The 19,485-nt window shown below is 69.0% G+C and carries 14 protein-coding genes and 1 pseudogene; 8 read left to right on the forward strand and 7 right to left on the reverse strand.

The features are described 5' to 3' along the window. The first annotated feature begins 31 nt into the window (after nucleotides 1-31). Nucleotides 32-1,867 carry a glycoside hydrolase family 15 protein gene (locus QOZ89_RS08080; RefSeq protein WP_312623423.1) on the forward strand — a complete coding sequence of 612 codons (1,836 nt, stop codon included), beginning with the start codon at nucleotides 32-34 and terminating at the stop codon, nucleotides 1,865-1,867. A 331-nt stretch (nucleotides 1,868-2,198) separates the two neighbouring features. Continuing rightward, a complete protein-coding gene (locus QOZ89_RS08085) occupies nucleotides 2,199-3,617 on the forward strand; it encodes an MFS transporter (protein ID WP_071051190.1) in 1,419 nt (472 codons plus the stop codon). Nucleotides 3,618-4,172: 555 nt separating this feature from the next. Here QOZ89_RS08085 and QOZ89_RS08090 read toward each other — a convergent pair. After that, nucleotides 4,173-4,532 carry a nuclear transport factor 2-like protein gene (locus QOZ89_RS08090; RefSeq protein WP_071051191.1) on the reverse strand — a complete coding sequence of 120 codons (360 nt, stop codon included), beginning with the start codon at nucleotides 4,530-4,532 and terminating at the stop codon, nucleotides 4,173-4,175. Between the two features lie 29 nt (nucleotides 4,533-4,561). Further along, the gene (locus tag QOZ89_RS08095) at nucleotides 4,562-5,350 is read right to left on the reverse strand and encodes an SDR family oxidoreductase (protein WP_312623424.1); all 789 of its coding nucleotides are present in this window, start codon (nucleotides 5,348-5,350) and stop codon (nucleotides 4,562-4,564) included. Between the two features lie 109 nt (nucleotides 5,351-5,459). Between QOZ89_RS08095 and QOZ89_RS08100 the strand changes: the two genes are divergently transcribed. The 4 genes from QOZ89_RS08100 (at nucleotide 5,460) to QOZ89_RS08115 (ending at nucleotide 12,721) form a co-directional block, all read left to right on the forward strand. Further along, entirely contained in the window at nucleotides 5,460-5,957 is a 498-nt protein-coding gene (locus QOZ89_RS08100; protein ID WP_312623425.1) for a winged helix-turn-helix transcriptional regulator, read from the forward strand. Between the two features lie 385 nt (nucleotides 5,958-6,342). Then, complete coding sequence (locus QOZ89_RS08105) at nucleotides 6,343-7,083, forward strand: alpha/beta fold hydrolase (protein WP_071051226.1); 741 nt, start codon at nucleotides 6,343-6,345, stop codon at nucleotides 7,081-7,083. Between the two features lie 29 nt (nucleotides 7,084-7,112). Next, nucleotides 7,113-9,887, forward strand: a complete 2,775-nt coding sequence (locus QOZ89_RS08110; RefSeq protein WP_312623426.1) for an ATP-binding protein — start codon at nucleotides 7,113-7,115, stop codon at nucleotides 9,885-9,887. A gap of 56 nt (nucleotides 9,888-9,943) precedes the next feature. Then, nucleotides 9,944-12,721 carry an ATP-binding protein gene (locus QOZ89_RS08115; RefSeq protein WP_312623428.1) on the forward strand — a complete coding sequence of 926 codons (2,778 nt, stop codon included), beginning with the start codon at nucleotides 9,944-9,946 and terminating at the stop codon, nucleotides 12,719-12,721. 320 nt (nucleotides 12,722-13,041) lie between these two features. Here the strand turns inward: QOZ89_RS08115 and QOZ89_RS08120 are convergent, their stop codons facing one another. The 5 genes from QOZ89_RS08120 to QOZ89_RS08140 form a co-directional block, all read right to left on the reverse strand. Further along, complete coding sequence (locus QOZ89_RS08120; RefSeq protein ID WP_312623429.1) at nucleotides 13,042-13,812, reverse strand: MBL fold metallo-hydrolase; 771 nt, start codon at nucleotides 13,810-13,812, stop codon at nucleotides 13,042-13,044. Between the two features lie 114 nt (nucleotides 13,813-13,926). Then, entirely contained in the window at nucleotides 13,927-14,328 is a 402-nt protein-coding gene (locus QOZ89_RS08125) for an alpha/beta fold hydrolase (RefSeq protein WP_071051195.1), read from the reverse strand. Continuing rightward, entirely contained in the window at nucleotides 14,325-15,155 is an 831-nt protein-coding gene (locus tag QOZ89_RS08130; RefSeq protein WP_241842015.1) for an alpha/beta hydrolase, read from the reverse strand. Before QOZ89_RS08130 ends, QOZ89_RS08125 begins: the two co-directional genes overlap by 4 nt. 26 nt (nucleotides 15,156-15,181) lie before the next feature. Further along, on the reverse strand, nucleotides 15,182-16,024 hold the full coding sequence (locus tag QOZ89_RS08135; protein WP_071051197.1) for an alpha/beta fold hydrolase: 843 nt from the start codon (nucleotides 16,022-16,024) through the stop codon (nucleotides 15,182-15,184). A 158-nt stretch (nucleotides 16,025-16,182) separates the two neighbouring features. Then, nucleotides 16,183-16,401 carry a hypothetical protein gene (locus QOZ89_RS08140; protein WP_083419261.1) on the reverse strand — a complete coding sequence of 73 codons (219 nt, stop codon included), beginning with the start codon at nucleotides 16,399-16,401 and terminating at the stop codon, nucleotides 16,183-16,185. Nucleotides 16,402-17,261: 860 nt separating this feature from the next. Here QOZ89_RS08140 and QOZ89_RS08145 point away from each other — a divergent pair. Beyond that, nucleotides 17,262-18,098: pseudogene (locus QOZ89_RS08145) on the forward strand (IS5 family transposase). Between the two features lie 104 nt (nucleotides 18,099-18,202). Next, on the forward strand, nucleotides 18,203-19,485 hold a 1,283-nt coding region (locus QOZ89_RS08150; protein WP_312623431.1), incomplete at its 3' end, for an acyl-CoA dehydrogenase family protein.

Here is a 19,485-nt window from a genome sequence, read left to right on the forward strand (position 1 = left end):
TTGCGTGGGCCCGACTGAAGGAGAAGCGACCGTGACCAGCTACCCACCGATCGCCGACCACGGCATGATCGGAGATCTTCAGACCGCGGCGCTGGTGTCCTCCGAAGGATCGATCGACTGGTGGTGTACGCCGCGGTTCGATTCGCCCAGCATTTTCGCCTCCCTTCTCGACAGGGAGCGCGGTGGCTACTGCCGGCTCGCCGCTGACCTTCCGGGCGAGAGCGAGCTCACAATCCGCCAGTTGTACCTGTCGGACACCGCCGTGCTGGTCACTCGATTCATGGCTCCCAGCGGCGTCGGAGAGGTCGCCGACTTCATGGAACCGCTGGACACCACCGTGCCCACGCACCGGCATCGCCTGCTGAGAGTCGCGCGGGTGGTACGGGGGAGCCTCCCCTTCACGTTCACATGCCGGCCCCGGTTCGACTACGGACGCGCGCCGCACACCCTCACACAGATCGACCGCGGATCCGCGGTCTTCCGAGGGCCCAACGCAGATCTGCGTCTTCAGGCCACCGGACCTGTCACGTTCCAAGCCGACTCCAACGATATCTCGGCCCATTTCACTCTCTCGGCCGGAGACGTCGCCGCCATCGTCCTGACCAGCGATGCACCGGACAGCACCGCGCCACGCCCGCTGTCACTGGACGACATCCGGGACGACTTGGAGTCCTGCCGCGGGTTCTGGATCACATGGCTGCGCTCCTGCACCTACCGGGGCCGCTGGAAGAACGCGGTCAACCGTTCGGCGATCACCCTCAAGCTGCTCACCTACGCCCCCACGGGGGCGCCAATCGCCGCGGCCACCGCCGGGCTGCCAGAGCAGATCGGCGGTGAACGCAACTGGGACTACCGATACACCTGGATCCGGGACGCGTCCCTCTCGGTCAGATCACTGATCGACCTTGGGTTCACCCAGGAGGCCCAGGCCTTTCGTCGATGGCTGCGTGACCGGGTCACCGATGGCGGCACCGCCTCTGGTGAGCCGCTGCAAATCATGTACCGGATCGATGGCGACCCTCAGCTGGGTGAGGAGACCCTCGATCACTTCGAGGGCTACCGGGGATCGGCACCGGTTCGGGTCGGCAATGCCGCCGCCGACCAGATCCAGCTCGACATCTACGGAGAGGCCGCCGACGCGCTTGCTCTCAGCGGCGACATCGGAGGCTTCCGCGGCTGGCAGGCCTTCGCCGCCATGCTCGACTGGCTCACCGACCACTGGGACCGGCCCGACGAGGGCATCTGGGAGACCCGCGGAGGTCAGCAGGACTTCACCTACAGCCGGCTGATGGCCTGGGTCGCCTTCGACCGTGGCATTCGCCTGGCGACCCAGTACTCGCGCCCCGCGGACGTCCCTCGCTGGACACAGGTCCGCGATGCGATCTTCAACCAGATCGTCGACCGCGGCTGGAGCCCGAAGCGGGAGGCATTCGTCCAGCACTACAACACCGACGTTCTGGACGCATCGCTCCTGCTCATGCCCCGCGTGGGATTCCTGTCCCCACGGGACCCCGCGTGGCTGAGCACCCTCGATGCGATGGGCCAGGAACTGGTCAGCGACAGCCTCGTGTACCGCTACGATCCCGAGGCCTCTCCGGACGGGCTGCGCGGTTCCGAGGGAACCTTCAACCTCTGCAGCTTCTTCTACGTCGAGGCGCTGGCCCGCGCCGGCCGCCTGATCCAGGCGCGGTACGCCTTCGACAAGATGCTGACCTACGCCAACCACGTCGGCCTGTTCGCCGAGGAGATCGGACCTTCCGGTGAGCAGCTCGGCAACTTCCCGCAGGCGTTCACCCACCTCGCGCTCGTCACCGCGGCCATGGCCCTGGACGACGAGCTCGACGCGGCGGAGAAGGCGCCCGGGTAGCCGGACGGCCGTCAACCCGGCGAACGAGCGGCTGGCGTGTCCGGACCCGACCGGCATCCCGGACACGAGGCAATGATTCCCAGACGCTGATCTGGCCTGGCCGCCACTGGCCTGGCCGCCACTGGCCTGGCGACCGCTGGCCTGGCGACCGCTGGCCTGGCCGCCACGGGCCAGGCCGTCGGTCCGCGGATGGGCCTACCTGGCTGTTCGCCCTTGCCGGTGATGGCTCCGCCGACGTCCCGCGCGGGCGGCGGGTGACAGCTCACGAAGCCGACCGGCCGGACGCCCGAGGAGGACCACGCTGAAACCGTCTTCTGGCAGTCCGTCAGAGATCGACGCCCGCGCGGTCGTCCTCCCGCTGGCGCTCGCGCAGTTCATCTGCAGCTATGCGGCATCGAGCTTGAACGTGGCCATCACCGCCATCTCGAAAGACCTGGACACCACCGTGATCGGTGTGCAGACAACGATCACGTTGTTCACGCTCACCATGGCCGCACTGATGATCCCCGGCAGCAAGCTGTCGGACCGCTGGGGCCGGCGGACATGCTTCATCGCCGGTCTGGCTGTCTACGGTGTCGGCGCGCTGCTGGCATCGCTTTCGCCGGGCCTGGGGCTGATGATCTTTGGAAACTCGATCCTGGAGGGCGCCGGCTCCGCGCTGATGATTCCGCCGGTGTACATCCTGGTCACCGTGACCTTCACCGAGGTCAGGACGCGAGCAAAGTACTTCGGCGTGGTCAGTGGCGCGGGCGCCCTGGGCGCCGCCGTCGGACCATTGATCGGCGGACTGATCACAGGCCTGCTCGGATGGCGCGCGCTGTTTCTGATCCAGGCCCTGGCGGTGGCATTGATCATCTTCCTGGCGCGCAATCTCACTGACCAGCCGCGAGAGGGACCTCGGCCGCCGTTCGACCTGGCCGGCGCAGTGCTGTCCGCGGCTGGCCTGTTCTTCCTGGTTCTGGGAATCCTGCAGACCAACACCTATGGCTGGTTCGTCTCCCGCAAGGACTTCTCGGTCGCGGGCACGGTCCTGATCTCCAAGGGCGGAATGTCTCCGGTCTGGCTGTACATCGGTGTCGGCGCGGTCATCCTCACCTGTTTCTTCTGGCACCTGCGCACGTGGGAGCGAAAAGGCAAGGATCCACTGCTCCGCCGCCGTCTCCTCCGTAACCGAACGGCCAATCTTGGCCTTGGGGTACAGCTCGTCCAATGGCTCACCATGCAGGGCTCCTTCTTCGTCGTCAGCGTGTTCCTCCAGCAGGTCTGGAAGTACGACGCGATCCGTACAGGCCTGATGCTCACCCCCGCCAGCGTGGGAATCCTGGTCTCCTCTGTGGCCGCCGAGAGACTCGCGAGACGGCATTCGCAAAGCACTCTGATCAAAGCGGGTTTTGTGGTCACCACGGCAGGCATGGCCCTGCTCCTGGCACTGGTCCGGGCCACCTCGGGGGTCCTCAGCCTCATACCGGGGCTCCTTCTGACCGGCCTGGGTGTAGGCGTCATGCTCACCGCCGCGGTCAACCTCGTACAGTCGAGCTTCCCGGACGGCGACCAGAGCGATATCTCGGGCCTGTCCCGAAGTGTCTCCAATCTTGGGTCATCGCTGGGAACGGCATCGGCCGGTTCGATCCTGGTCGCCGCCACCCACCCCGGCGGCCGACCCTTCGCGCTGTCCCTCACGACGCTGCTGGTCATCACACTGATCGGCCTCGTCATCGCGCTCCTCATCCCAAGCCGCGCCGGGCCCTAGCGGAGCGCCGTACCGGGCTGCGGACCCGACCGGATGCCGCAAGGCGGCGTACCTGTTTGTCTGGCGACCCGCGGTCGTCAATGCCGGACGGTTGGACGCGGCTCGCGTCGGATGAATCTGAGGCGGATAAATCTCAGTTGACTGGCGGAGTGCCGTTATCCAAACCTTGTGGTATTCCTCATCGGTCGATGATCTTGAGGTCATCTGACTCGCATAGAGGGCCGCCCCGGGATCGACCTGCGGATCTCGGGCGGTTCCCGTGCTGCCAACCAGCTGGCGATGGTTGGATTGATCGACGTGGCGTCCGCCGTCGCGCTGGGAGCGCGGCGCGGTGAGATACAAGACGTCGGACGATCGCAACTCCCGCGAGTGCGGGGTCGAGGTGCATCACCCCCTGCCGCGACTGGTGGCATCTGACCGCAGGTCCCTGCCGGCGATCCGCCTGGGTAAGACGGTGGGTCGCCGCGGTGCTGCCTGGTCTGCTGATCTCTCCGTGGGGTCGATGGCGCACGGTTTGACCCTTGCGTTGAGTCTTCCGTCTGTCGCCAGCGCTGTTCAGGGCTCGATGACGAGGTGTTCGATGAGGTTGTCGCGGAGGGTGAACTGGTAGCGTAGATCGGCGACGCCTCCGGGGAAGTTGCCCTCGAGGTGGTTCTTGGCGATGTAGTGGATCTGGTCGGTTTTCTGCGCGGCGGTGAGTTCGATGGTGTAGGTGAACTCGCTGGCCGAGCGGGTCAGCCAGGTTTCGATCGCCGCTGTTCCGTGGTAGGTGGTGCCGTCGTCGATCACGGTGGCGTCGGTGGTGAACGCGCTGATCGCGGCCGGGGTGTTGTGGGTGCGGTGCGCGGCCAGGTAGCGGACGATCACCTCGGGTAGGGCGTCGGGGGCGATGGGCTGGGGCTCGTTGTCACTCATGGCTGTCCTGACTGTGAGCGGCGGACGGATCACACGGTCGGCGTGGTGCCGCCGTCGATGACGTGCTCGGCGCCGACGATCGACGAAGCGCGGTCGGAGACGAGAAAGGCGACCAGTTCGGCGACCTCCTCGGGCCGGTTGGGGCGCCCGAGCGGAATGCCGCCGAGGGAGTCCATCAGCCCCGCCAACGCGTCCTTGCGGCTGATGCCGGAGCCCTGAGCAAGCCGGTCGACGAGAGCGTCGGCCGCGGCGGTCTGAATGAAGCCGGGCGACACGGTGTTGACGCGTACCCCGCGCGGGGCGACCTCGTTGGCCAGCCCCTTGCTGTAGGTGGTCAGCGCGGCCTTGGCGGCGGCGTAGGCAAGGGTGCCGTTCCACAGCGGCATCCGGCGCTGGATGGAGGAGACATGGACGATGGCCCCCTTTCCGGCCTCGATCATGCCAGGTAGCAGGCCGCGGTCCAGGCGGACCGCGGCCAGCAGGTTGATGGTCAACTCGGTGGCCCAGTCGTCCTCGCCGAGGGCGGCGAATCCGCCCGACGGTGCCTCGGAACCGCCGAGATTGTGGACCAGGATGTCGACGCCGCCCAGGCGGTCGAGCGCTTCGGCCACCACGGTCGCCGCCCCGGCGGCGGTGGCGAGGTCCGCGGGGATGAACAGCTTCGGATCGAGGTCGTCCGGCTGGCGGCGGCCGGTCACCAGCACGGTCGCGTCGGCATGGGCGAGGCGGCGGGCGATGGCCGCGCCCGTGCCCCCGGTACCACCGGTGACCAGCGCACGCCGGCCGTGCAGGGACTCGGTAGGAGGGATGTAGGTCACGACGCTGTCCTTCCGGGCGCGGGCATCCTCGATGCCCACACCCCGTAGTTACTGCTAAAATAGAAGTCAGTGGCTTCGACTTTAGCAGCTACTGGGGAGGGGGTCCGCCATGGCGAGCCGGATCAGGCTCGAGGACCGAGAGTGCCCGCTGTCGACAACGGTGCAGCACGTCGGCGAGTGGTGGACGCTGCTGGTCCTGCACGACGCCTTCGACGGCTACACCCGCTTCGACCAGTTCCAGGACAGCCTCGGCATCTCCTCCAGCATGCTCACCGCCCGCCTCAAGACCCTCGTCGCCGACGGTCTGCTGGAACGCCGGCCCTACCAGACCAACCCGGTCCGGCACGAGTACGTCCTTACCGACCTCGGCCGCTCGCTGCGCCCGGTGATCGTGACGCTGGCGGCGTGGGGCAATTCCCGCCTCCCCGCCGAGCAGCGCAGCATGATCCTCGTCGACGCGAACAGTGGAGAAGAAGTCGAACCCGTCGTCATCGACGCGAAGACCGGCCGCCGCCTCGACGACAGCGACGCCTACGTCTTCACCGCGGGACCCGCCGCCAGCCCGGCCATGCGCGCCCGCTACATCTCTACCGCCGACGCCACGTAGCCCCCGGGGGGTGGTTAAGACCAGGCTGCCGGGTCGAGCCTGACAGAGAGGGTTCCGCGCTCATCCCTCGGACGGCCCCCTGGTGGCGCCGAGGTAGACGTCTGATCCCCATCTCGCGCCAAACGCCGCCGCGAAGGGCTCGACACGAACGTCGGCGCTCTCGTGAGGAGCGTCGACCACCAGCGCCTGCCCGGCCTGCATAGACGATCTGGACGCCGACCCGATACGCGACGAACTTTCGCTTCGGTCGGCGCCATTGATCGTCACCAGGGAACCGGTCCGTTGCGCCGGCTCGCACGGGTGCGATTAGGCCATGTGGCAGAAGCCGGGCGAGGTCGCGGGCTTCTAACGTCGCTGTCACGATGTCAGCGGGTGAGGGGTGACTGTGAGCGACGGCGCGACAGCCGTGGTGCTGCTTCATGGTGAGTGCGAGGACGGCTCCGTGTGGGCGGCTGTCATAAGGCTGCTGCGTGAGGCCGGCGTCGATGTGACAGCTCCCGCGGTGCAGTTGCGATCACTCGAGGGGGATGCGAGGTATGTCCGCGACGTCTCGTGGCGGATCCCCGGACCGGTCCTGCTCGTGGGCCACGGGTACGGCGCCGCCGTCGCCTCGGTGGCCGCGGCCCACCTCGCGAACGCTGTAGGAGTGGTGTTCGTCGCGGGATTTGTCCTGGCTCCGGCGCAGAGCGTCGTCGATGTCGTTTCCACGCCGCGGGGGCGCACCTATCTGGCTTCGTTGCGCCCGGAGGATTTCCTTGACTCGGCGGGGAATTCAGTCAGCGAACTGCGGCTCGGGCCCGGCGAGTACGCCGACACCTTGGCCGCTGACCTGCCCGCCGTGGTGACCAGCCCGCTGGCGGTGGCTCAGCGGCCGGTAGCCGCTGCGGCGCTCGAAGAACGGGCGAGCTCGGCCGGGTGGACGACGCTGCCGTCGTGGTACCTGGTCGCCGCGTCCGACCGGTTCATCGATCCCGACCTACAGCGCGCGATGGCGGAGCGAGCTGGATCGGTCACCCGAGAAGTGAACGCGTCGCATCTTGTCCCTGTCTCCCAGCCGGGCGCCGTGGTAGCGGTCGTCCAAGAAGCCCTGTCAGGGTGCAACCGCGAGACCCGGCACCTGAGATGACGACACAGACTCGACCTAGCATGAGACCTGTGTCCGCCGTCCGTCCGTTGCTCGGACGGGAGCGGGAACTCGGCGTCATCGACGACATCCTCGCCGGGTGTCCCGCGACGGGTCGCTGCCTGGTGTTGCGTGGAGAGGCTGGAATCGGCAAGTCCGCGTTGGCAGCCGAAGCTGGACGGCGCGCGGCGGCGATGGGCCTGCGCGTGCTACGCGCCTCCGGGGTGCAGTCCGAGGCGCACCTTCCCTTCGCCGGCCTGCACCAGCTCCTACAGCCGATTCGGGGCATGATCGATGACCTGCCGGCCAGGCAACGCGCCGCATTGCGTGCCGCGTTGGGGACCGCCACCGCCACGGACGGCACCGCCGGCGCAGACGAGCGGCCTCCCGATGCCGACGACTTCTTTCTCGTCGCGCTCGCCACCCTCACCGTGCTGACCGAGTACGCGGCCAGCGCGCCGGTGGTGGCCTTGGTCGAAGACGCGCACTGGGTCGACAGCTCGACCCGCCACGTACTCGCTTTCGTAGCCCGGCGGCTGGAGTCCGAGCCGATGGTGGTGTTGATCTCCACGAGGGACGATCCCGACGAGATATTCACCCGCGCCGCGCTGCCCGAATTGGTGCTGTCCGGCCTGACGGATCAAGCAGCGAGTGAACTCCTGGACCGCGACGCCGGGGATTTGACCGCCCAGCAGCGGGAACTGGTGCTTCGCGAAGCTATGGGCAATCCGCTGGCTCTGGTGGAGCTCCCGACGACGATCGCGGACCTGGCAGGGGCGCCGCTTCCCCCGAGTTGGCTCCCGCTGACCACGCGACTCGAGAGCGCCTTCGCCGACCGCGCCCTGCGGCTGCCCGCCACAACGCGCGCGATGCTCCTGGTTGTGGCCGTGGCCGATGGCGACGGGCTGGCAGAGCACCTGGCCGCCGCCTCGGTCGTCGTGGGCGCACCCGTCACCGAGGGCCAACTCCGCCCCGCGGTCGCGACGAACCTGGTGACTGTCGGGGCTGGCCGAGTCCAGTTCCGCCACCCGCTCGCACGATCGGCGATTCTGCAGTCCGCGAGCGAATCGGGTCGCCGAGCTGCGCACGCGGCACTGGCCCAGGTACTGGCCGACGAGCCTGACCGTCGGCTGTGGCACCGTGCCGCCGCCGTCGTCGGACGAGATGAACAGGTGGCCGCGGACCTCGAGGCTGCGGCCCAGCGCGCCCGGCAGTTCCGGGAGATCGCGGTCGCGGTCGCGGCATTCGAACGTGCCGCGGCGCTGAGCGACAGTTCCACCTCACGCGGTCGCCGGCTCCTGTTCGCCGCAGAGACCGCGTTCGAGATGGGGCGACGTGACGTCGTCGAACGGGTCGTGGCCGAGGCCGAGCAGCTCGATCTCGGCCCGCTGCAGCGGGCGAGGTTGGCGTGGCTTCGCATGTTGTTCGAGCGGGAGATCTGGCAAAGCACCACGAACCTGGCGCCTTTTGTGGCGGTCGTCGACCAGATGCGGGTGGACGGCGACGTCGACCTCGCCTCACGTTGCTTGTTCACCGTGGCCCAAGTCGCCTGGTGGGCCGAGCCGGGGGGCGGGGCGCAGGACCTCGTCCTGGCGGCGGTCGACCGGATGCCGCTGCCCGCCGACGATCCGCGCCTTCTTGCGACGGTCGCCATGGCCGCACCGGTCGACCGCGCCGCGGCGGTGATCGACCGCACGACCCGCCTCGCTCTCGACCAGACGAGCGACCCTGAGGCACAGCGCCTGGTCGGCCTCGCCCTGAGCACGGTCGGCGCCCTCGACCAGGCCGCCGGCTACTTCTCGGACGCGGTCGCCGGCCAGCGCACCCTCGGTCGGCTCGGACTGTTGGCCCAGACGCTGGTGTCTCTCGCCTGGTGCGCATTCGCGCGCGGCGATTGGGACAGAGCTCGCTCGTCGGCGGATGAAGCCGCTCGCCTCGCGCGCGAGACCGGGTACCCGGGAGCCGAGACGTCCGCGCGGCTGGTCGCGGCGATGCTGGCTGCGTACGACGGGGAGGCCACGTTCGCCTTCTCGGTCGCGAGCGAGGTAGAACGCTGGGCGACGTCTCGGGGGGCGCGTCCCCAGCTCGCCCACGTGCAATGTGTGCGGGGCGTGGCGGCGCTCGCCGAGGGGCGGCACAGTGACGCGGTCGACCAGCTGATGCGGATCTTCGACGTGGCCGATCCGTCCCACCACGGATCCCTGTCCCATCTGGCTGTGGTCGACCTGGCCGAGGCCGCAGCCGGATGCCACCGGACGCGTGAGGTAGCCGATGTCTTCGATCGGCTGGAACTCGTCGCGCGGCGGACGCCGAACCCTTTGCTCCACGCGAGCCTCAGGTATGCCCGGCCGATGCTCGCCGACGAGGCCGCAGCCGAAGCGGGCTTCCAGGCCGCCTTGAACGAAGGGCTCCAGCACTGGCCGTTCGTCCGTGCGCGGCTGCTGTTCGGTTACGGCACCTGGCTGCGCCGGCAACGCCGGATCGTCGAATCACGAATGCCGCTGCGCGCGGCCCGTGATGGATTCGACGCCCTAGGCGCCGGGTCATGGTGCAACCGGGCAAGCCGTGAGTTGCGAGCCTCGGGCGAGGCGAGCCACCGCCCTGGACCGAGCCAGCGCGGCCGCTTGACGTCGCAGGAGCTGCAGGTCGCTCAGATGGCCGCGGCCGGACTCACCAATCGTCAGATCGGGGAGCAGCTCTTCCTCTCGCATCGCACCGTCGGGGCGCATCTGCGCAGGATCTTCCCGAAGCTGGCGGTGACTTCGCGTTCGCAACTCCGTGACGCCCTCGAAAGCCTCCGTAGGTGATCGCCGGGACCGGTCGCTCCATCGATGCCGAGGCGAATGCCGGGTCGGATGCCGTGGTGTCCGGGCCGCGAACGCGGCCGACTCCGCGTCGCGGACAATGCGCGTTGCACGGTCGGGATCGTGAACTGGCCGCTGTGGACCGCCTACTTGTCGCAGCGGCCGCAGGTCAGGGATCGGCACTGGTGTTGCGGGGGGATGCCGGCATCGGCAAGACGGTGATCCTTGCTGCTGCCCGGCGCCGCGCCGTCGAGCTCGGCCTCGCCGTCCTGTCGACAAACGGCGCGGAGGCGGAGTCGACGTTGCCGTTTGCCGGGCTGCACCAGCTGCTCGGTCCCGTGCTCGACGACCTGGCGGCACTGACCCCCAGATTGCAGCGAACCTTACGCGGCGCGTTCGGGCATGAAGACAGCCGGCCGGACCTGTTCAGCGTCGGCCTAGCGGTCCTCGAGCTGCTCGGGGAAAGGGCCGCACGAACTCCGCTGCTCATCCTCGTCGAGGATGCTCACTGGCTGGATCCGGAGACTCTCGGCGTCCTCGTCTTTGTCGCGCGCCGCCTCACTGCCGAGCCGATCGCCGCGGTGATGGCGGTACGCACACAGCACAGTGACGTCCTCGCCGGAACCGGCCTCGGTCAGCTGCGCGTGGCAGAGCTCGACGAAGCGGCCGCGCACCGGGTACTTGCGGACAACGCCCCCTGGCTCACATCCGGCCTCCGGGACCGGATACTCGCCGAGGCGGCTGGCAATCCACTGGCGCTAGTGGAGCTGCCCCGTTGCCTCACCGCCGCCGCCCAGCGTGGCGATGACCTGCCAGAGCTCCTTCCGCTGAACGAACGGCTGGAAAGCGCGTTCGCGGGCCATTTCTCGCGGTTGCCCGAGCCGACCCGCGCGGTGCTTGCCGTGTTCTCCGCCGACACCGGATGCCCGCTACCGGTCCTGTTGACCACGGCACGGACGTTGACCAGCGGCGAGGTCGTGACCGGCGACATCCAGCCGGCCATCGAAGCCGGCCTCGTACGGATTCAGGCACGACGCCTGAGGTTCCGACACCCGCTCGCTCGGTCGGCGGTCTACCGGTCCGTGCCGGACTTCGCGCGGCTGACGATCCATTCCGCGCTCGCCGACGCATGGTCCGACGATCCCGACCGCCGTGCGTGGCACCGCGCCGCCGCAACGCTGGGCCCGGACGAACGGGCGTGCGACGAGGTGGAGGCGGCTGCCGGTCGAGCCATGGAACGTGGTGCGCTCGGTGTCGCGGTCAGCGATCTCGACCGAGCCTCACAACTCGCCGACGATCCGGCCCGGCGCTCGTCCCTGCTGTTGCAGGCGGCCGAACTCGCCTCGCAGCTGCACGACCGGGTCGTTGCCGTGCAGCTCGTCGCGAAGGTGGACCCGGCGCAGGTCGATGTCGTCGATCGGGGGCGGCTGGCGCTGGTACGCGACGTCGTCGAGCCCGGAGACGTGCGGGATACCGGGCGCATCGACGCGCTCTGCGATCTCGCCGCCGAGGCTCGGGCGGCCGGGAACACCGACCTCGCGGCGGCGCTCTGCTGGCGGGCGGCTTCGCGCTGCTGGTGGGCGAGCCTTCCCCCGGACGTCGGTGCCCGGGTCACCACCGTGCTCGGCACCCTCGGCCTACCCGACGACGACCCGCGGACGCTCGCGATCGAGGCGTACGCGCAGTCCGACGTGCTCGGCGCGGGCGTCCTGCGGCGGCTCCCGACCCTGGTACCGGACCGCACCGACATCGACGGCCTACACTTCCTCGGCGGCGCGGCGCTGATCCTCGGTGACTTCGTCACGGCGTCGTCCTTCATGGGCGCCGCAGCCGCCGGGTACCGCGCTCAGGGCCGGGCCGCGCTGCTCGCCCGCACGATGGCCTCGGCCGGCTTCATCCGCCTGTGGCTGGGCCGGTGGCCGACCGTCCGGGCCGAGCTCGAGGAGGCCGAGACGCTGGCCGAGGAGACGGGCGACCACTTCTGGGTCTGCGCCACCCGGTCGAGCCAGGCGCTGCACGAGGCCATGCGCGGCGACAGCGACAACGCTTTCCGGCTCGCGGACTCGGTACTCGCCAGCCCGCTCGTCGTCGGGGTGCGCTTCGCCGCCGAGGCGGCACAGCACGCGCGAGGCGTGGCGGCGAACGCCGCCGGGCGCTACGACGAGGCGCTCGACATCCTGGCCCGGGTCTTCGACCCCGCCGACCCGACGCACCACATCGACATGTCGGGATGGGCACTGCCAGATCTCGCCGACGCAGCCGTCCGTTCGGGTCGGCGGGACGAGATCCAGGAGATCGTTTCGCGGTCCGAGGCGCGCGCCGCGCGCTTCCCCTCGCCGATGCTGCACCGATCGCTCGCCTATGCCCGAGCGGTGCTGGCGCCGGAGGCCGACGCCGGCCAGGCGTTCGATCGCGCGTTGGCCATGGACCTCGGCGCCTGGCCCGTGCACCGTGCTCGGCTGCAGCTCGCTCATGGGGCATGGCTACGCAGACGCAAGCGCATCCTGGAGTCACGGGTTCCGCTGCGCGCCGCCCGCGACGGCTTCGACGGGCTCGGAGCTGTGGCTTGGGGCAAGCTCGCGAGAGAGGAGCTCCGCGCCGCCGGCGAGGACAGCGTGGGACGGGTGCTGCCTTCGGCGGAGCAGCTCACGGCGCAGGAATTGCAAACCGCGCTGCTTGCGGCGGCCGGGTTGAGCAACCGCGAGATCGGCCAGCGCTTGTTCCTCTCCCATCGCACCGTGGGCTCCCACCTCTACCGGATCTTCCCGAAACTCGGCATCAGGGGGCGGACGCAGCTCGTTGAAGCGCTCGCCGCGCGCGGTTACTCAGCCAGTTGACGGCCGTCCGACGCGGGCAGACGCAGTCGACCGACTGGCTGTCGGGTGCCGTCGGGCGGTCTCGCTCCGCCGGCGATCTGAACGGCCAGGAGCGCGATGTCGTCGTCAGTGTCGTGGCTGGCCAGGTCGTGCACGAGCTGGTCGATTCAGGGAGTCGACCGAATATCCACCGTCTCGCGGCGGCACCGACAGGCAGCCACCTCGGTTTTTGGTCGGCCCGACCCGGCTACACGTCCCCGTCCCCAGGCCCGAAGCAAACGATGCAGGTCACGAGGCATCCCCGCGAGCCGCACCGCACGCACTGCGTATTGGGATCCGGGTCAGGCGTGTTCTGCGGGATGCAGGGGCAGCCAGTGCAGACGCTCGCCGAGCCCGTCGGGCGCATTCGCGAATGCTTTCTCGACGGCCTCGCGGCCCTGCTTGAAATGCTCCCAGCCCTCGTAGTGCACCGGGATGACTGTGCGCGGACGCAGCAGTGCGCACAGTTCTACGGCCTCGGCCGCGGTCATGCTGTAGCGCAGCCGGCCCGTGATGGGGAACCGGACCGCGCCGAGGTGGAGCAGCACGGTGTCGACGGTCAGCCGGCGTGGCACCTGCCGGAGGCCCCGGTACAGAACGGTGTCGCCGGTGATCCAGAAGACGCCGTGTTCCTGCCGCGCCCAACGCAGGGCGAACCCGATCACGTGCCCGGCGACGGGCCGGCTCAGTGGGGGGCCATGGCGGCAGGGGGTTGCTGTCACGGTGATGGTGTTCCGCCCCGGCGCTTCGAGTTCGGTGTGTTCCCAGGGCGCGAGGCCACGCGCGGTGCCGCCGAGTCGGCGAGCCCCGGGCCGCGTGGTGATCACGGACGGCACTCGGGCGAGCAGGGCGCGACCGCGGTCGTCGAGGTTGTCGGCGTGATGGTCGTGCGTCAGCAGTACGGCGTCCACCTGGCCGAGGTCGTCGGGTTGCAGCGACGGGCCGGTGTGTTTGCGGGAGCTGGTGCCCCAGCCGAACGAATAGCGGCGCCCTGGTGCGTCGAACGTCGGGTCGGTGAGAATGCGCCAGCCGCCCACCTCGATGAGCGTTGTCGGACCGCCTATGTGCGTCACTCGTATGTCCTTCATGGCTGTACGTCCTCCCAGGGGGTGGTGTGACCTCTCACCGGTGCCGATGCGGCGCGTTCGCAAGGGCCGGAGCGCTCCGGCCCCTGCGAGCGCTGCCGGTCAGCTTTTGACGAACTGCACCAGGTCGTCGGCGAGCTGCTGCTTGTGGGTGTCGGTGATGCCGTGCGGAGCGCCTTCGTAGACGGTCAGGGCCGCGCCCTTGACGATCGCGGCGGAGGCCCCGCCCCCGACAGGAAATGGCACGACCTGGTCGTCGTCGCCGTGGATAACCAGCGTGGGAATGTAGTGGTCCATGTCGTTGCCGTGCCAGGTCTGGGTGGAGCGGCCGTGGCCGCGCCGGTCGTGGGCGACGGCCCGGAATCCGTTTTCGGCGAGGTGGTACTGCTGTGCCTCCCAGCTGTCGCTGCTGAGCGGCCAGCCGTGGGCGAGGATCACGGGGCGGCCTTCACCCCAGTCCTTGACGTAGATGTCGGTACCGTAGGCGGTGGTCACGAAGCTCATCGGTGTTTCCCTATGGGGTGCGCGGTCGCGGTCGTGGCGGGTGCCGCGATAGGTCCGGTCGGGAACCCCAGCGCCCAGTCGAGTGCGTCGTCGGCTACCTGTTCCCAGCCCTCGACGAGCCCGGTGAGGTGCGGCCGACCGGGAAATTCGTGGATCTCCGTGACGGCACCCGTCTTGCGCTGCACCTTGTACGCCGCGCGGGCGAGCGAGGCCGGCACCGTGTGGTCGGCGGTGTTGGCATGGATGAGTAGCGGAGGCCGGTCGGCGTTGTGCAGGTCGACCTTGTTGGCGGCGCGAGGGTTGAGGGTCGCGGTCGCCGCCTGCCACAGCGGCCGGCCCGGCGTCGGGGCGCTGTACCGTTCCCAGAGTTCGTCCGATTTGGCGCGGCTCAGCGTGTTGGCGAAGGCGTAGTGCCACTGGCGCCTCGTCAGCGCGACGGTGCGGCGCGTGTTGGCCGGGTTGCCGAGGACGGCCAGGCCGCTGCGGGCGGTGCTGAGCGGGATTCGCGCGACGCCTTTGACGCCGCCGGGCGAGATGGCCACGCCGGCGGAGCCGAGGCCGCGGTCGAGCAGGAGCTGGACCAGCAGGCCGCCGATCGAGTGGCCCATGATGACGGGTCGCTCGTCGAGTTGGTTGATGACCGCGGCGTAGGCGTCGACGATCTCGATGAGGCCGACCCGGCTCGCGCGGGGCGCCAGGCGAAGCTCGTCGAGCGGCAGGCCCATGCCTGGCCACTCCGGCGCGAGGGTGCGGTGCCCGGCGGCCTCGTACCGGGCACGCCATCCCTGCCACGACTCGGACGTGAGCCAGAGCCCGTGAACGAACACGATGGTCCGTGGCGCTTCCGAGGCCGTCATCGCCCGGCCGCCGCGCGGATGAGACGAACCACATCGGCGGGATGACTCATCATCGCCACATGGGAGCTGGCGATCTCGACGGTCGTCGCGTGCATGCGCGCCGCCATGGTCCGCTCCGCCACCGGCGGGATCAGGTTGTCGTTGGACGCGACGAGGTACCAGGACGGGATCTTCTTCCACGCGGGCACGCCCGACGGCTCCAGCAGCGACGACAGGACGCCGGGTCGCTGGGCCGCCGCGAGGACCTCAGCCTCCTGCCGCGGCAGGTCGGCGGCGAAGATGCGAGGGAACTCGGCCGGGTCGACGTAAGCGTCGCCGTTCTGGTCGCCGGAACCGGGGAACGGACGCACGACAAGGTGTTCGGTGAGGTCGGTGTGCCCACCGCCGAGCGAGTTGGCCGCGGCCACCGACTCGCCTTGGTCGAGACCGTATGCAGCGACGTAGACCAGTGCCTTGACGTTCGGGTTCCCGGTGGCCGCGTTCGTGATCACCGCCCCGCCGTAGGAATGCCCGACGAGCACGATCGGGCCCCGGACGGTGGACAGGAACGAACGGATGTACGCCGCGTCGGACGCCAGGCCGCGTAGCGGGTTGGCCGGCGCATAGGCGGTGTAACCGCTGCGCTGCAGCCGCTCGACGACCTCGTTCCAGCCGGAGGCGTCCGCGAACGCCCCGTGCACGAGGACGATCGTCGGCTTCGGTGCGCCTGACTGCGAGGCACCGGCGGAGGCTGCCGGCACGGCGGCGACCACCAGCGCGGTCAGCACCGTCACGGCCGCGACGGCGAGCTTGCGACGCAGTGTCGCGAGGTGGGTCCTGGGTGGGCTCGGCCAGTTCATCAGTCCTCCTGAGCAGGTCTCGAAACTGCCTGCTCAGCGTGTGCCGTCGACCGCGCGCGCGAATCCGCATGTTGACTGTGTCAGCCGGTTGAGTCTTGGTCGGTCGAATCTCGGCCGGTCGAGCCGTCGTGGTCACGAGGACGGGTCGCGGGTCCGGGCTAGTCCGCCGCGTAGCCGAGCGCGGCGAGCGCGGCACCGAGCTGCGCCCGCCCAGTGACGCCGAGATTCGGGAAGATCCGGTGAAGGTGCGAGCCGACCGTGCGATGGGAGAGGAACAGCCGCTCCAGCGGCCCGCCCGTGGTTGTGCCTGCGACCGTGGCTCGCTCGCCGCGAGGCCGCGCATATCTACTCGCTGTAGTCGATTGCTCTGGAGCCAACTGGGATTCGAACCGGGAGCACTGGCCTCTGGCCTCGGCGTTCCCGCACCTCGACCCAACGAGGGTTCACAGAACTAACCTATTCGCCCAGGTTAGATGTCTCGTCACGCAGCGTGGTGGGGCGGGTGGGGCTCGGACCCATGGCCCGGGGACTGTGAGGATGACTCTCCCTGACATATGCGGGTTGTCGTAGAGATTCGCCGTATGCCGTGGCGTGCCGTTTAGTGATGTCCTTGCTGGCGGGCGAGGTGTTATAGGCGTTCGTCGCCGTACGCTCATCCCGTACTGTGCGTGACAGTGCCGGCCTGTGTCGTTCCGTTCGGCGTCACGTCGGCGTCATCGATCCGTTGGTGCCGTTCGACGGGCCGTAACGCAGCGTGAGATCGGCGAACGGGAGTCCGGCGGCGTGGCAGCCTTACCGGCGCCTCACTACCGCTACATCCCCACACCACACACAGGCGGCCCCGCACATCGTCCAACCCACCGGCTGGCGGTGACGGTCCTGGTCAGAGCGCCTGCGCGCGCCAGACATGCCACGACGCCTCGTCATCACGACGAACTCGCATCACAAATGCGAGGTCCTGCGTTCTCTCTGCGGTGGCACTCGACGATCCACGTTTCGGGCCACGGCAAATAGGAAGATTCATCAGCTGAGCGACGGGACGACTCACTTGCGATCCGACGACGAGGACTCCTGGCCCCGACCTCGGCGATGAGGACCTCCTCGAGACGGCGGCCGCGACGCCGCCGCGGATAAGAGCCTGTCCTGAATCTTGATGGCATGTACCGGCCGTGGCCTGTTCCTGATCTTGCCGGCATGGCGACGCGACCGGAGGGGGCGGGTTGGTCACGGTCGGGACATGGGTCGATCTCCCCGGTATCTCTCCGATATGTCCGATGCGGAGTGGGCGTACGTGGCGCCGTTGCTGCCACCGGCCCCGAAGGACGGCCGCCCGGAGAAGCACGACCGGCGCGACGTCGTCGACGCACTGCTCTACGTGACCCACAACGGGATCGTGTGGCGGGCGCTGCCGGCGGACTTCCCGCCCTGGAAGACCGTCTACGGCTTCTTCGACCGGTGGAAGAAGAAAGGAGTCACGATCACGGTGCACGACGGGTTACGCGACGCACTCCGCTAGGCCGAGGGCAGGGCGACCGAGCCGACCGCCGGCGTGATCGACTCCCAGTCCGTGAAGGGTGCCCAGACCGTCACCGCCACCACCCGCGGCTACGACGCCGGGAAGAAGATCAACGGCCGCAAGCGGTTCATCGTCGTCGACACCCTCGGCCTGCTGCTGGCCGTACTCGTCGTCCCGGCCAGCCGCCAGGACCGCGACGGTGCCCGCCAACTGCTGCTAGATCACTACTTCACCACCCCCACCTGCCGGCACCTGTTCGCCGACGGCGGCTTCGCGGGCAAGCTCGTCGACTGGGCCACCAACATCCTCAGAACCACGATCGAGATCGTCCGGAAGAAAGACGGCCAGAAAGGCTTCCAGGCACTGCCGAAACGCTGGGTCGTGGAACGCACCCTGGCCTGGCTCACCGCCCATCGCCGCCTCGCACGCGACTACGAACGCGACCCCACCAGCTCGGTCACCTTCATCCACTGGGCGCTCATCCGCACCATGGCCCGCCGCCTCGCCCGAGGCAAACCAGTCGCCCGCTGGGCACCCCGAGCGGCCACAGACAGTTAAGGCCCATCAAGATTCAGGACAGGCTCTAAGTCAGCAGGAGCGAATCGAAGAAGAACGCCTGTCACCGAGAAAGACGTTCGAGCAACCGTAGGAGGCAAGGCGGCATGGCTTGGGACTTCGAGACGGATCCGGAGTATGCGCGCGAGCTGGAGTGGGCCGAGGAGTTCGTCCGCGAGGAGGTCGAACCGCTCGACTTCGTCATCGAGCACGCCTGGGACGTGCGTGACCCGGTACGGGCGAAGCTGATCCCGCCGCTGCAGGACCAGGTCCGGGAACGGAAGCTGTGGGCCTGCCATCTCGGCCCGGAGCTGGGTGGCCCGGGCTACGGGCAGGTGAAGCTGGCGCTGCTCAACGAGGTCCTCGGGCGTACCCATTCCGGCCCGGTCGTTTTTGGCTGCCATGCGCCGGATTCGGGAAACGCCGAGATCCTCGCGCACTACGGCACCGACGACCTGAAGAAGACCTATCTGGAACCGCTGATCGAGAACCGGATCGTCTCCTGTTTCTCGATGACCGAACCGCAGGGCGGCTCCGATCCGACCGGGTTCACCACCCTGGCCCGCCTCGACGGTGACGAGTGGGTGATCGACGGGGAGAAGTGGTTCTCCTCGCACGCCCGGTTCGCCTCGTTTCTAATCGTGATGGCGGTCACCGACCCGGACGCACCGGCGCACCGGCGGCTGTCGGCGTTCGTCGTCCCGGCGGACACCCCCGGCATCGATATCGTCCGCAATGTGGGGGTGTCCGGGCACGACGAACATGAGGGCATCCACGCCTACATCCGTTACGAGGGCGTACGCGTCCCGGCGGATCATCTGCTCGGCGAGCGGGGCGCCGGCTTCGCCGTGGCGCAGACCCGGCTGGGCGGCGGCCGCATCCACCACGCGATGCGGACCGTCGGGCTGGTCAGGCGCTCGTTCGAAATGATGTGCGAGCGGGCGGTCTCCCGGACTACCAAGGGCGAGATGCTCGGACGCAAGCAGCTCGTCCAGGAGATGATCGCCGACTCCTGGATCCAGATGGAACAGTTCCGGCTGCTCGTCCTGCGCACGGCCTGGCGCATCGACAGGTACAACGACTACGACAAGGTGCGCGCCGATATCGCCGCGGTCAAGGCGGCGATGCCCAAGGTGCTGATGGACGTCGCGTCCCGCGCGCTGCAGGTGCACGGCTCCCTGGGCGTCTCCACGGAGATGCCGTTCGGCCGGTGGGTGCTGGAGTCGTTCCACATGGGCCTGGCCGACGGCCCGACCGAGATTCACAAGGTGAACCTGGCCCGGCAGCTGCTGCGCGGCGTCGCGCCGGCCCCGGGGTTGTTCCCCACCGGCCACCTCCCGTCCCTGGCCGCCGATGCCCGGGCGCGGTACGCCGTCGAGCTCGAGCTCGC

It is taken from the genome of Pseudofrankia coriaricola (assembly GCF_032027725.1).
Taxonomy (GTDB): domain Bacteria; phylum Actinomycetota; class Actinomycetes; order Frankiales; family Frankiaceae; genus Pseudofrankia.